Origin of the sequence: Streptomyces sp. NBC_00433 (assembly GCA_036015235.1) — a bacterium.
GTDB lineage: Bacteria > Actinomycetota > Actinomycetes > Streptomycetales > Streptomycetaceae > Actinacidiphila.
Genome location: CP107926.1, coordinates 4906715 through 4919108, shown reverse-complemented (window position 1 = coordinate 4919108; position 12394 = coordinate 4906715). Strand labels below are relative to the sequence as shown.

At 64.8% G+C, this 12394-nt stretch carries 13 protein-coding genes, 1 tRNA gene and 1 pseudogene; 3 read left to right on the top strand and 12 right to left on the bottom strand.

Features of this window, described 5'->3' with window-relative positions; all coding sequences use genetic code 11:
* Positions 1-30 precede the first annotated feature (30 nt).
* A complete protein-coding gene (locus OG900_20975; protein ID WUH92334.1) occupies positions 31-1023 on the top strand; it encodes a GNAT family N-acetyltransferase in 993 nt (330 codons plus the stop codon).
* An 85-nt stretch (positions 1024-1108) separates the two neighbouring features.
* On the opposite strand, the gene OG900_20970 is transcribed toward OG900_20975, so the two are convergent.
* The 4 genes from OG900_20970 to OG900_20955 all read right to left on the bottom strand — a co-directional run bounded on the left by OG900_20970 (position 1109) and on the right by OG900_20955 (position 4020).
* Complete coding sequence (locus OG900_20970; protein WUH92333.1) at positions 1109-2158, bottom strand: serine/threonine-protein phosphatase; 1050 nt, start codon at positions 2156-2158, stop codon at positions 1109-1111.
* 419 nt (positions 2159-2577) lie between these two features.
* Positions 2578-2659, bottom strand: a tRNA-Ser gene (locus tag OG900_20965).
* Between the two features lie 274 nt (positions 2660-2933).
* Entirely contained in the window at positions 2934-3290 is a 357-nt protein-coding gene (locus OG900_20960) for a hypothetical protein (protein ID WUH92332.1), read from the bottom strand.
* A 4-nt stretch (positions 3291-3294) separates the two neighbouring features.
* The gene (locus tag OG900_20955; protein WUH92331.1) at positions 3295-4020 is read right to left on the bottom strand and encodes a transposase; all 726 of its coding nucleotides are present in this window, start codon (positions 4018-4020) and stop codon (positions 3295-3297) included.
* Here OG900_20955 and OG900_20950 point away from each other — a divergent pair.
* Positions 4021-4116: pseudogene (locus tag OG900_20950) on the top strand (IS5/IS1182 family transposase).
* A 265-nt stretch (positions 4117-4381) separates the two neighbouring features.
* Here OG900_20950 and OG900_20945 read toward each other — a convergent pair.
* The 4 genes from OG900_20945 to OG900_20930 form a co-directional block, all read right to left on the bottom strand.
* Positions 4382-5218, bottom strand: a complete 837-nt coding sequence (locus tag OG900_20945) for a hypothetical protein (GenBank protein WUH92330.1) — start codon at positions 5216-5218, stop codon at positions 4382-4384.
* Positions 5219-5362: 144 nt separating this feature from the next.
* Positions 5363-7198, bottom strand: a complete 1836-nt coding sequence (locus OG900_20940) for a tetratricopeptide repeat protein (protein ID WUH92329.1) — start codon at positions 7196-7198, stop codon at positions 5363-5365.
* Between the two features lie 156 nt (positions 7199-7354).
* Positions 7355-7585: a hypothetical protein gene (locus OG900_20935; GenBank protein ID WUH92328.1), complete on the bottom strand. Its 231-nt coding sequence runs from the start codon at positions 7583-7585 to the stop codon at positions 7355-7357.
* A 734-nt stretch (positions 7586-8319) separates the two neighbouring features.
* A complete protein-coding gene (locus tag OG900_20930; GenBank protein WUH92327.1) occupies positions 8320-8880 on the bottom strand; it encodes a hypothetical protein in 561 nt (186 codons plus the stop codon).
* 105 nt (positions 8881-8985) lie between these two features.
* Here OG900_20930 and OG900_20925 point away from each other — a divergent pair, with 105 nt between their 5' ends.
* The gene (locus OG900_20925; GenBank protein WUH92326.1) at positions 8986-9909 is read left to right on the top strand and encodes an FkbM family methyltransferase; all 924 of its coding nucleotides are present in this window, start codon (positions 8986-8988) and stop codon (positions 9907-9909) included.
* A gap of 72 nt (positions 9910-9981) precedes the next feature.
* Here the strand turns inward: OG900_20925 and OG900_20920 are convergent, their stop codons facing one another.
* From OG900_20920 to OG900_20905, 4 genes are all read right to left on the bottom strand, one after another.
* On the bottom strand, positions 9982-10407 hold the full coding sequence (locus OG900_20920) for a hypothetical protein (protein WUH92325.1): 426 nt from the start codon (positions 10405-10407) through the stop codon (positions 9982-9984).
* On the bottom strand, positions 10404-11174 hold the full coding sequence (locus OG900_20915; GenBank protein ID WUH92324.1) for an ATP-binding protein: 771 nt from the start codon (positions 11172-11174) through the stop codon (positions 10404-10406). Before OG900_20915 ends, OG900_20920 begins: the two co-directional genes overlap by 4 nt.
* Complete coding sequence (locus OG900_20910; protein ID WUH92323.1) at positions 11171-11857, bottom strand: GntR family transcriptional regulator; 687 nt, start codon at positions 11855-11857, stop codon at positions 11171-11173. The genes OG900_20915 and OG900_20910 overlap by 4 nt, the downstream gene beginning before the upstream one ends.
* 268 nt (positions 11858-12125) lie before the next feature.
* Positions 12126-12377, bottom strand: a complete 252-nt coding sequence (locus OG900_20905) for a hypothetical protein (protein ID WUH92322.1) — start codon at positions 12375-12377, stop codon at positions 12126-12128.
* Positions 12378-12394: the final 17 nt, after the last annotated feature.

The following is a 12394-nucleotide window of genomic DNA, read 5'->3' as shown; positions in this document are numbered from 1 at the left end:
TGGTGTATTGGTTCAGTTGGAGGTGAGGGCGTGGCGACGCCTGCTCAAGCGAAGATCGAGATCATGCGGGCGACCCCGGAGCACGTCCCGATGATCTTCGAATTAGCGCAGTCCAGGAGCCTGGAGGGAATTGACCCCGTTGTCGCCGGCCGGGACGGTTTCCTGGTGTCGGAGTACACAGACGAGGTCTACCGGAGCCGACTGGCGAGCGCGGAGCACTTCTACGTGGCCGTGAAGGGAACCGACGTCCTGGGATTCCTGCTGGCGTACAGCGACGAGCAGATCGAACCTGATGAGTGGCTGAACCACCGGATAAAGACCACCCTCGGCAGCTTTTTGGTGATCAAACAGGTGTGCGTGGCCCGCGCCGCGGCGCGACAGGGCGTTGCATCGCGGCTGTACCACCACGTACTGGAGCAGTGGACGTCCAACCCGGTGATCGCGGCGGTGGTCAGCGAGCCACAGAACGAGGCGTCGACGCAGTTTCACCGAAAGATGGGCTTTGAGGAACTGACACGGTTGCGACCACCGGACGGCCGGCTACGCGTGGTGTGGGTGTCGCGGAAGCCGCGCGAGTCGATGCTGCAGACGCAGTACGGGATCGCCGTGGACCTGTACAAACACGAGGACATCATCAACTGGAACAAACTCAATAACTTCCTCTACATCACGGCAGGCCTGGCAGCCACACTGGCATTCACCCTCGGCAAAGAGGGCGCACAGTCACAGGGCGTGGCGCAGGGCATCGGGGCGGTCATCACGGTGATCGGTTTTGTGTCGGGCCTGGCGTTCGCCGTCATGCTGCGTTACGGGCGGCTGTATTTGCAGTCCCGCAAGAGCACGGTCGTGGAACTGGAAGAACACATGGCCTGGCACGGCGGCCAGCGGATCGTGGGGCGGCAGATCACCGAGCCGGGAACAGCGTGGCTGCAATCGTCACCGACCGGGCTGGTGATGGTGTTGCTTCCCGCCTTTGTCTCGCTGGGCTGGCTGGCGATGCTGGCCGTGGTATTGGCCGCTTGAGGGCTCGCAGCGAACCACGACGACGCTCCCCGTCCTGGTCGGCGCGCTACGAGGTGGCCGTCAGCAACAGCCAAGTCCAGGAGCGCTACGCCTTGGCCGGGAGGCGCTGGATCGCCAGGAGGGCGACGTCATCGCCGGGTTCCCTTCCCACGTGGCCGAACAGGTCGCCTTGGATCTCCCGCAGCAGGGCGTCGGGGGTGGACCCGGAGAAGGAACGCAGACGCTCGGCGAGGGGGTAGAACTGCCCGCTCGGCGAACGGGCCTCGATGACGCCGTCGGTGTAGAGCAGCAGCATGTCGCCCGCTTCGAAGGCGATCGAGTCGATGCGCTGGCCCATACCCGCCAGCCCGCCCATGCCCAGTGGGGGCGAGGAGTGCTCGAAGTCGAGGGTGGTGACGCGGCTCCGGTGGATCAGCAGGGGCGGCGGGTGCCCGCAGTTCAGCAGATCAGCGGTCTCACCCTGATCGGGGATCTCCAGCATGAGCGCGGTGATGAAGTGCTCACCGAGATCGGCCTCGACGTCGGCGACCTCCTCGATATTCCGGCTGACACTCTCCTCCAGCGTCGTCACAAGATCACGCAGGCTGGGACAGCGGTGCGCGCCCTCCCTGAAGGCGCCGAGAACGACCGACACCTCTCCTATGGCGGCCACCCCTTTGCCCCGGACGTCTCCCATGATCACCCGGGTGCACGGCTCGGCGCCCCGGGCAGTGGCGAAGAGGTCGCCGCCGATCTGGGCCTCGTCCTCGGCCGCCAGATACAGCCATCCCAGCCGCAGCGGACCGATGTGCCTCGGTGGAGGCCGCAAGACGCATCTCTGTGCCGCGTCGGCCACCGACCGCAAACGGGTCAGCTGCCAGTTCCGGTGCTCCCGCACATAGCTCGTCGCAACCATCGCAGCGCAGAGCCCCGCCAGGGCGGCGAACTGCGCTATGTGGTTGGTCATGTTCTCGCCGTCGTATCCGTCGACGAATTCCTGGGCGCCAATCGCCACGAGCCCGACGAGCGCCGTCATCCACGGCCCCGCGAAGGCTGCGGTCACGGCCGGTGCCAGCGCCACGAGCGGCCCGAGGTGGACGGCCGTCGAGGACATCAGGTCCCACACGCTGATGACCGCGATTATCGCAAGCGGCACCAGTACTGTCGCGCGGCCCGACGGCCTCGCAACAACGTGGTCCCACTCCGCACGCCAGCCTCCCACAGCACAATTATCCCACCGGGCCACGGCAGAGGCAGATGCGGTGATCCACTCCGGACCCGGCCGGCACACCCCGAGAGCGACGCGGCACAGCCCGCCGCGGCCGGCGCCGAAGCCGGCCGCCGAGCCCTCAGGGATGAGGTCCACGACGCGCGAGGCCGCCCAGCCGGGGGCCAGGTCCAGCGGGGATAGCAGACGGCAACTCGACCACCGCTTCCCGAACCTGGCCACAGGTTGGCCACACGCACTGGCCAACAGGGGGATGCAGGGGCACACAGGCGGGACAGCACAACGGGTGAGGGCGGGTCTCGGAGAACCGAGACCCGCCCTCACCCGCGTGTTTCCTGCTACCGCGGAGGCTGTGGGATTTGAACCCACGGTGACATCGCTGCCACGACGGTTTTCAAGACCGCTTGGCGCTTCGCCCATACCTTGCCTTTGACCTGGCGAAACGGCCGTACGCCCGCCGCCCCGACAGGACCGCGGGCCACGGGTTGACCACACCGGCGGGCGGTGTGAAACAGCCCCGCAGGAGTGGCCGGAGCACAGTTGGTCGCCTTGGGCCACCGGCCCGATCCTGGGACCAACTCCGCGGGAGCGGGGAGGACACTAACTGGTCAAGCGCTTTTCGCGAGAATCGGACATTTCAGCCATCGCAGATCCGCGGTCCCTCGCTACTGAGGTTGAACCGGTGATGTCGGCTCCGGGTTGATCACGTTGGTGTGCTGGCCAGACCGCGCGGGTCGCACCAGTCCTCGTAGTCGAAAGACTCGGGGGTACGAACCATGCCTCGGGTGCGTGCCGCCCAAGTGCTGACCCAGGCTTCTCCGGCCGACATTGCCTCGTCAGTCAGCGCGCGCAGGCTCACTTCAGGCATCGTCTGGAAGCGCGTGCGCACGGCGTCGCCAGCTAGGAGGTACAGGCAGCCGAGGAAGAAGCGGCGGTGAGGGCACTGCCTGTCGGCAGCGAGGGTCAGGAATAGTGAGCCGAAGGCTGGGCGTGTGGCGATGATGTCCCAGTCCTGGGAGACCGGGGGCTGCGCTTCCGGCGCGTAGGCCCAGGCGGTCATCTCCTCAGGCGTTGGATTGGCTACATCTTCGAAGGTGGGTTCTGGGCTCACGGCGCCTATACAAGCGCAGCAAACTGATCGCTACCAGTGGCGCGCTCGTCCGGGGGGGGCGGCGGGGTGGCCGCTGATTGTGGTTCCCTAGGTCGTCCGTGCCGTAGGCCAGGCCCGCGCCGGCGAGGCAGCCGTCGACCACGTGCGGCCGGTATTGGATCTGCTTGAGCCGGCGCTTCACGGCCCGGGTGATCTGGCCGAGGTCGGCCGCGGCGAGGTTGCCGATGTCGCGTTTGACCAGCGACCAGACACCTTCCTGTGGATTGAGGTCAGGTGCATAGGAGGCCAGCTGGAACACGGTGAGCCACTCGGCGTTCGCATCGATGAACTCCCGCATGCCGGCCGTGAGGTGCAGGCGGACGTTGTCCCAGACGAGCACGATCGGCCCGCCGAGTTGGATGCGGGCGCGGACGATCAGGTCGCGGAAGTCGCGCCAGCCGCAGCCCTTCGGTTCGTCTCTGCGGCCGCGGTACTCGCGGATCGCAGAGATCAGCCGGGACCGCTCGCCGGGCTTGTAGCAGGCCATGCCGGCCATCGACACCCGCCCGGAGCCTCGGTCCCTCACCTTCACGACCGGGGTCTGGCCTCGAGGTGAGTTCCCGGTGACCGAGCCACTTACGCCGAGGTCGGTGCGGACCGCCTCGTGGAAGGGTTGCGGGACGTTGAAAGCGAGCTCCACACGGGCCCCTTGCCTTCCGATCGGGGCAGGCGGCCGGGCTCGAAACGCCACCTGATCACCGACGGTCTGGGAATTCAATTGGCCGTCATCTTGACCAGTGGAACCGCAACGATGTTTCAGCTATCGCAAAATCCATAATCTGCATGTCTTCTAAATGAATTCCGCTAGCGTAATTATCCTTCATGTATGCCGTAGTGTCGAATTCGTTCCAATTTACCTGCACCGAATGCTTGGTTTCAGTATCTGCCGATTCGATAAAAATTCCTAACCCTGGACGATCAGAAAGCTCTGATTATTCCAGGCCGCAGTGAGCTTGAAGGGCAGTTGATTCAAGCCGAAGGCCGAATCATCACTATCTGAGTTACTCGTCGGACGCCACGACAAAATTCTCTGCCAGCCCGAACATGTCAGTACTGCTGAGTATCAGTCTACGAATATCGGTGTGTCGATTAGAGGCATTGACGACAAACGGCGCAATAGGCCCTCGGTTGACATCGAAACAACTGAAGTACATGACTGATTTGCGGCCCAAAATGCCGCAGTTGCGAACTTGATGATAGAAGGGCCTTATGCCGCCGCCTGTCATCGCGCTCAGAATCCCACCAGGCATGATAAGTACTTCATCCGGACCAGGCTGGAGCGATGTTAACTTCTCCTCGTTGCAGCCTTCGAGTCCTGAAGCGTCGGTCCAGAGGATAGTAGCTACAACCCCATCTTCGTGGCGTGTTTGCAATAGTTCTCGATTCGACGGACTGGCGAACGAATTCACCTGCAGCAGGGATGCGCTCTCGAAATCTAATTTTTTGTTATAATCATAGCTAAGTCGAAGTTCATCAACCACTCTGCTCATTGCGTATATCGCTACCGTCTTACGATAAATTTCAAGCCTGTTCAGCATTGTCGCTATTTCGCGATGGCCAGGTATAATCCGACTCCGCTCTGGATTCCAGTAGAGGAAGGAGTCGTTTAAGTCAAACTCGTCCGGATTTCCGGCGTGAGCTGAACCGACAGGTCGATAACCGTTGTTCCTATTTTTGACAGAATTACGAAATTTCACCTCCTCTTTGCAGTCAAAATAGGTCTGCGCTGCCGACACGAGTTCCACCAGGCAGGCAGTGCCCGTGCTTCCGATGCTCAGGCTCGCGTACCCTTTTTTCTCGAACTGTGTGAGAATTTCCAGTTCAGCCTGGTGCGGCATTCGATTTCCCATCACGATCGGGCGCCCGAAGCGGACAAGCTCTGCACTTGCGCCGCCCCGTAGCCATAGGAACTCGGGTATCAGTTAACGGACTTCACAGTATTGAGCTACCTAGAGACCGCCGGACAGTGCGCCATGGGACGCTTATCGGAGTGTGGTCTCTTCAACAAGGCCGCGGATGCATGCTGAGCGACGGCGGGCCAGCTCGGCACGATCTACTTCGCCATAGCGGGCCGCCTGCTGGTAGTCAGCGAGGGCCTGACGCCATGAGCCGCGGCACTGGTGCAGATACCCGCGGTTGAAGAACGCGGCCGCGTCGGCCCGGGTAGCCAGGCACCGGTCGGCGTCGTGGATTGCGTCGGTCAGGTTCCCCATGGCAAGCAGCGTACTGCTGCGATTCTTCAGCGCAGCACGGTGCGATGGGTCGTGCATCAGCACCTCGGAGAAGTCCGTCAAGGCGGCCTCCAAGTCACCCGACGCCAACCTCACCAGCCCCCGTACACAGAGCAGATCGGGGTCCTCGGGGCTCGTACGCAGCCCCGTGTCAGCATCCCGGCCAGCCTCATCCAGCCGGCCAGCCCGATAGTTTAGCGCCGCCCGGTTCAGCCTAGCGGACGTGTACCCAGGATCCAGTTCCAAAGCGAAAGTGTATTCGCGCAGTGCCTGCTTCACGTCGTCCATGGCCGCACAAGCCAGCCCGGCATTGAAGTGAATTTCCGGGCGGGGCGGACCAGCCTTAAGCGCCAGGCGATAGTCCGTCAGAGCTGCACGCTGGTCGCCGAGTGCGCGGTGGGCATTGCCGCGCTCCAAGTGCATCTCCGCGATGAATGGCTTCAGGAAAATTGCTTCGGTGTAGGCGGCAACAGCAAGGTCAGCTTGATTCAATGCCATGTGCACCCTGGCCAAATTCTGCAGGATGACTGGACTTTCGATCTGACGGCGATCCGGACAAAGCCGTCGGATGTCGGCCAGTCCTTCCGTCTCCAGTCGCAGGGCCTCATCTGTACGCCCAGCGCGTAAGGCGAGCAGTGCCCGGAAATTTTTGTCCAGAAAGATGCGGCTACCGATTTCCCAGGGACCCTGCGGCGCGCTATCCACATATTCGATGGCGTGCTCCATGTATTCCCTGGCCTTCTCTAAATTCCGCTGGCCCCGAGGTCGCAGCCGGGCCTGGATGACGGCCTGGACGTAGCTGCAGGCCATCCCTATATACGGGTCAGAGACGGTCGACAGCTGAACGGCGCATAACGCCTCGGCCTCGTCGAGGCGCCCGAGCAGCATCAGAGAGTTGACAGTTACCGCGCAGAGTGTGCGTGCTGCGGCAGCGTCATCAGCCGGGGCATATCGAGCGGCGATGCGCGCGGTGTGCAGCGATGCCTCGTAGAACCCCATCGCCAAGTAGTGTTCGGCCGCGCCAATGAATGCGCGATAAACGACGTTCCTGGATGCCGTACTGTGCTCTAGGTGGTACAGCACGCTGCTTAGGTCGAGGGAGCGTTGCTTCCGAGCCATCAATTCTGCGGCCTGGAGAAGGTGCTCCTCCGGCGACAGCCGTGTTGCTCCCTGATGGGTGTGGGATTCCGCAATCCCGTCCTCGTTTTCCCGCACAACCTGAAGCACGGCGCGATCCGCACGCCGTGTCAAGATGTCCAAGAACTCGACTTGCAGTGGATCTGCGGACGCCAGGTTAGTGAAGACCAGCCTCAGTACCGGGGCGTCGGCCAGCTCAGACCGCCAGCGCAAGATGAGACTGACCACTCCGTGTGCCAGCCACATGGTGTGGTCAAGAGAGTGCAGCCCTTCGTCGCGCTCCCCCGATGTGAAGGGAATCGTGCCCGGCTCCCCCAGGATGTTGACCAGGTTGGGGCAAAGACCGAGTACTTCGGTGTGAGTGTCCGGCGCCAGGATGACGAGACTGCGGGCGAACTCTCGCACGAGATCAGGACGGTCTCGACTGATGTCGGGGAACAGTTGGCGCATCAGGTCATTGCAACCCACGTAGGGGTAGATCCCGAAGGCGTGGCAGTCAACGGTAACCGTTTGGGGGGCGGGCAACAATTGCCTCCTGGGCAGTGACGTGGTGCAGGCCCGGCGATCAGGCCTGCACCACATTGACGTGGATCCTCCTTACGGAGGTCAGATAACGCAAAGCGGGGTGGTGACAACCGCGGGGTGACCGTGCTCGGGGACTTCCAGCGCCAGGGCATCGGCGCTGGCGGAGGCCGTCGTCTCACTCAATGTGACGCTCGTGGCGTGCGGAGCTTCCATTGCTGTTGCGGCTGCAGGCGTGGCGTAGACGGCACCCACGGCCGACGCAACCGACGCCGCGATGACTCCGGCGATGGCAGGCGGCTTGAAGAGGCTCATGCAACATCCTTCTGGGGAGATTAGACATGGCGACGATTATTTTCTAATGTCCATCGATTCCGGTTTTAGGCTACCCGTGGTCGGCGATTTACAAACACAGACCGAACTTGTTCTTTGTCTATCAATATCCTCCAGGCCTGCCGACGGCCTTGAGGGTCTCGGGACGTTTCACGGTTTCCCGACGTCGTAGCAGGGTGCCGGGTGTGTGCTCTTGGCGCCGGGTGGCCGTCCCGGGGCCGGCGCCTGTGGGCTTTGGAACTCGGGCCGGGCAGGCGAGGTGAGCGCGGATGCTCCTAAACCCTCGGCGGCCCCGCGCCGGGGTGGGCCTGCCGAGAACGATGGGGCTCTCCCACGGTCGACGGAGGTCCTCGGCGAGGGGGCGGGCTTACCGAAACCGTTTTCAGCTGATATGATCGACTATCTGGCGTGCTCACCATCAGCGCCAGAAAAATCCAATTTGGCTTCGGCGAAGCCCTTGATATTCTTTAGTGCAATTCGTTCGACATACATTTCGTCGCCTGAGGTAGGCCTGGCACTCTGTAGTTTTCGAGCTGCCCGAAGCCGAGGTATGCACGGTGGCCAGATGAACGATAACCGGTGAACGCAATTCGCGATCTGCGCTATCGCTTTCAATCCGAAGCTGATACCGAGTTCATCCCGTAGTAGCTCCCTGAGAGAATTTCACCTGAGCCTGTTGCCGCCTCCCTACTATCTTGGCCACCTCGCCCTGCGCCTCAATGGTCATCGGTTTGACGCGCGGGCGGGAGGAGCAAGTCCCGGTTGGCATGAGATTCCCCCATCACCGAGCCACTTACGCCCAGGTTCGTGCGGGCCGCCTCGTGGAAGGTGTTGATCGCCGCGAAGACCTCGCGGTTGCGGTCGCGCCAGTCGTCCAGCGTGCCGGGGGTCTTGCCGGTGGCCTGCCAGTCGACGGCGCGGGAGGCCGCGTTGAGGTCGTGGGCGGCCTCGATCACCTCGTCGCCGGCCAGGAGCATGATGCGCTCGAAGGCGCGGCCCTGTAGGCGGATGGCGTCGATGAGCTGGGCGCGGAGCTGCGGCTCCGGCTCGTCGCAAGGGCGGATGCCCTCGCGATGCTCGTACAGCTCGACGGCCAGGAAGACGGCGGCACGAACGCGGTCGACGTAGTTCTCGTAGGCGTCGAGCTTCTTGCCGTCCCAGCGGGTCACCAGCTCCCGGCGGATGCGCTGGCGCTCGGTCCAGTAGTTCGTCACGTACGTGGTCATGGCGCCCAGGAGCACGGCCAGGATTGTTAAGAGCTGATCGGACGAGTCCAAGGCCATCCCCCACCGACGAGTCGTAAAGACGTCTTGAGGATTTTAGAGGGGCTCCGGGGGCGCGGTGCTACCGTGCGGCGAGGTAGGCGGCGGAGAGGCGATCGGATGAGCAGCCCCACATCAGAGGCCCTGGTCACGATGGGGAGGTGGTACGTCCGCCATGCGCCCAACGGGGTCGGCGCAGGAGCGCTGGCCGGCCGCTACCTCAATCCGCATCTGCGGGACGAGCCGCGGAAGCGGGTGACCGAGACCGCGATCGGGGCGAGCTTCGCCGTCGACACGCAGGACCTCATCCAGCGGTACCTCTACCTCTTCGGGGTGTGGGAACCGCGGATGACGCGGTGGCTCCAGCGCCGGCTCAAGCCCGGCGACACCTTCGTGGACGTCGGCGCCAACATCGGCTACTTCAGCGTGCTTGCCTCAGGCCTGGTCGGCCCTCAAGGGCGGGTCGTCGCCATCGAGGCATCGCAGGACTTCACGCAGCGCCTGGCCCAGAACGCGCGGCTCAACGGCTGCGAGAACATCCGTGTCGCCCAGACCGCCGTCTCCGACAAGCAGCAGACGCTCACCTTCATCCTCTCCAGCTCCGCGAACATGGGCGCGAACAGCATCGTCCCGTGGGACGGCCCTGTGGAGTCCACGTTCGATATAGAGGCCTTCCCGCTGCCGGACGTTCTCGAAGCCGACGAGATCGCCAAGGCCCGCGTCATCAAGGTGGACGTCGAGGGCGCCGAGGGCAGCGTCGTACGCGGCATGGCCGCGCTCCTGGACCGACTACGGCCCGACGCCGAGGTCACCGTCGAGGTGACGCCCGACCGCATGGCCCAGCTCGGCGACTCCGTCGATGAGCTGCTGGACACCATGCGCGACCACGGCTTCCACGTCTACCGGCTGGCGAACGAGTACGCGGCGGCGACGTACCCCACGGCCCTGCGTGGACCGGCCGCGGTGCCGATCCGGTGGCGCGGGCCGGTCGATGGCGAGAGCGACCTCATCTTCTCGCGGGTCGACGCCGAGCGACTGCCGTAAGGCCTGTCGTCTGAACGCACTGCACCCTCCGACGTCGCGTACGGTACGCGGCGGGCGGAGGGAGCGGTGCGTTCAGGCGTTTTGGTGGGCGGCCCAGTTTTCCCGGGCGGCGACGAGTTGGGGCCGTATCTCCTGGTCCAGACGGTCCGCTTGGGCGCGGAGCTTGGCGGCGAGTTTCGTGAGCCCGTCAGGGTCGAGGTGGGTGATCCAGTAGTCGTCCACGATGGCCACGTTGACGACCGGCACGCGCGGGTGCGGATCTTCGGCGTAGGGGGCGCAGACGAGGACGCCCCACAGGAGGCGTTCGTCCGTTGCCGAGGATGCGGCGTTGTGGACGCGAACGAGTTGGCCGTCGAAGTAGGACCGGTGGCTGATGTCCGCCAGTGCGACGGGGAGTTGGTCGAGGGGTACGTTCGTGGCGGTCGGGTCGCTGTCGGCCCAGGCCGGAAGATGGCCGGTGACTTCGCGACCGGCCGTCGTGGCGATGGTCCAGTTCATGGGCCGACCTCCCCCACGCCTACCGAGGGCACGTCTTCGTCGTCCCGCTCCAGCACCGCCCACACCAGCTTTCCGATGCCGACCCGGTCGCTGACTCCCCAGCACGCCTCCGTCAGGGCGTCGACAAGGGCGAGCCCGCGTCCGGTCTCCTCGTCCGCAGACGGGCTTTGCGCCTTCGGCCGGGCGTCGTCGGCATCGTGCACCTCGATGCGTACGCCCGCCGGCAGCAGCTCATAGCGCGTCTCGATCTCGCAGTCCGGTGGGCGCTCGGTGTGCCGGACGGCGTTGGTGAGCAGTTCGGAGAGGACGAGTTCCGCGCGGTCGGCGAGGTCGTCCAGGCCCCATACGCTCAGGACCCGGCGCAGCTCATGGCGAGCCTCGCCGACGCAACGGGCTTCGTACGTCCAGCGTTTCACGTGCGGCGACGCGACCTCTCGGACCGGGACGGTACCGGGCAGGCGTCGGCTCTCCGCGATCTTCAGCACGTCGCCGAGGGATTCGCGGAGCCGTCGCGCCGCGAAGCGCACCTCGTGTGGGCACGTGTCGGGGTTGTCCAGAACGGCAGGGGCGAGGTCGAACACAACGCGCGCCGAGTCGAGTTGCAGATCCTCGATCTCGTCGGCGAGGCGGGAGAGGTATCCGCCCGCGCCGTTCAGGGTGGCGGGGCGCCCTTCGGGACCTTGCCAAGGCAGCAGGCGCAGGGCCACGACCGGCGCGGTTCGTCGTTCGGGCGGGGCGAGGGGTCGGCTCTTCGGGACTTCGGTCATTGCTGAACTTCCTGGTCGGTGTCGAGTCGGGTGATGAGGACGACTTCCGCGCGGTCGCCGGGCAGTACGAGGAGCGCGTACGCGACGGGCCGGCCGTTGGTGGTGATGAAGGTGCGCTCGATCGCGAGGACGGGCGTACGGGTGCCGATGCGCAGCGACTGTGCTTCCGCCGTGGTGGGGAATCGGGCGGTGACCTGGTCGTTGCTCGTCGCCACGGGTACGTCGGCAGTGGCGGCGACCAGGTCGTCTCCCCAGGGGGAGGCGGCGGTCAACGGCGTTGCGGTACGCGGGACGTAGACGTGGGTGAGGCTCTGTCGCGAGTCCTCGCAGTGGCTGAGGCAGACGTACGCGGTGAGCGGTGCGCCCTCCGGTAGGCCAAGGCGAACTGCGAGGGCTCCCGTTGCTGTGGCGTCGGCGGAACTGACCGTCAGGTGCTCGGCTTTGGCAGGGCCCGGGTACGTGAATCGTTCGGACGGTCGTCTGACGAAGTTGCCACGTCCCTGGTACTTGGCGATCAGCCCTTCCGCGCGGAGGACTTCAAGAGCCTCGCGGAGGGTGGGCGTGCTGACGCCGTACTGAACGGCGAGGCGGGTCTCGGGGGGAAGGCGGTCACCGACCGCAAGCGTGCCTGCCACGATCAAGCGGCGTAGGTCGTCGGCAACTTGCTCGTGCCGGGCAGTCATGAGGAGCGGCTCACCGCCCTCGGCCAGCCCTCGCGTCGGCGACGCGTCCATTCCTCGGTGCTCAGGACGTACGGGCGGAGCAACGGACCGCCGTCAGTCCAACCGTGTGGCGTCGGCGCGTGGGACCGTAACGGCCGCCGGGCCTGGGTGCTGACCGGTGAGCTAGACGGCCCTACCGTGACCGGGCGTTGGGGGTGGGATCTTCTCGCGGGGAGCAGTTGCCGGGCGAGCCAGGCGGCAACTGTGCGGACGAGGTGGAGCACGGTGGTCATCTCCTATGGCGGTTGGTGCGGCGGAAGGCGGCCCAGAGGTGGCGGTCTCCCCCGGCGCGGTCAGCGGAGCCGAACGAATCGGCTGTCTCCAGCGCGGCAAGCACCTCGGGCCATGCCTCCGCCGGAAAGTCGTCGGCGACTCGGGCCCCGATAAGCGTGCGATCGGCGTACTCCTTCTGCTCAGGCGCCAGACCTGCGGCGGTAAGGCGCGCGAAGAGGTCCGCGATGCGGGCGTCGCGTGGCGGCACAAGGCGTCCTCCGTTGC

Coding starts and splice junctions, on each gene's coding strand:
- OG900_20910 (WUH92323.1), bottom strand. CDS start 11,857: ATGACTGCCCGGCACGAGCAAGTTGCCGACGACCTACGCCGCTTGATC.
- OG900_20940 (WUH92329.1), bottom strand. CDS start 7,198: ATGCGCCAACTGTTCCCCGACATCAGTCGAGACCGTCCTGATCTCGTG.
- OG900_20920 (WUH92325.1), bottom strand. CDS start 10,407: ATGAACTGGACCATCGCCACGACGGCCGGTCGCGAAGTCACCGGCCAT.
- OG900_20945 (WUH92330.1), bottom strand. CDS start 5,218: ATGCCGCACCAGGCTGAACTGGAAATTCTCACACAGTTCGAGAAAAAA.
- OG900_20915 (WUH92324.1), bottom strand. CDS start 11,174: ATGACCGAAGTCCCGAAGAGCCGACCCCTCGCCCCGCCCGAACGACGA.
- OG900_20935 (WUH92328.1), bottom strand. CDS start 7,585: ATGAGCCTCTTCAAGCCGCCTGCCATCGCCGGAGTCATCGCGGCGTCG.
- OG900_20960 (WUH92332.1), bottom strand. CDS start 3,290: ATGACCGCCTGGGCCTACGCGCCGGAAGCGCAGCCCCCGGTCTCCCAG.
- OG900_20925 (WUH92326.1), top strand. CDS start 8,986: ATGAGCAGCCCCACATCAGAGGCCCTGGTCACGATGGGGAGGTGGTAC.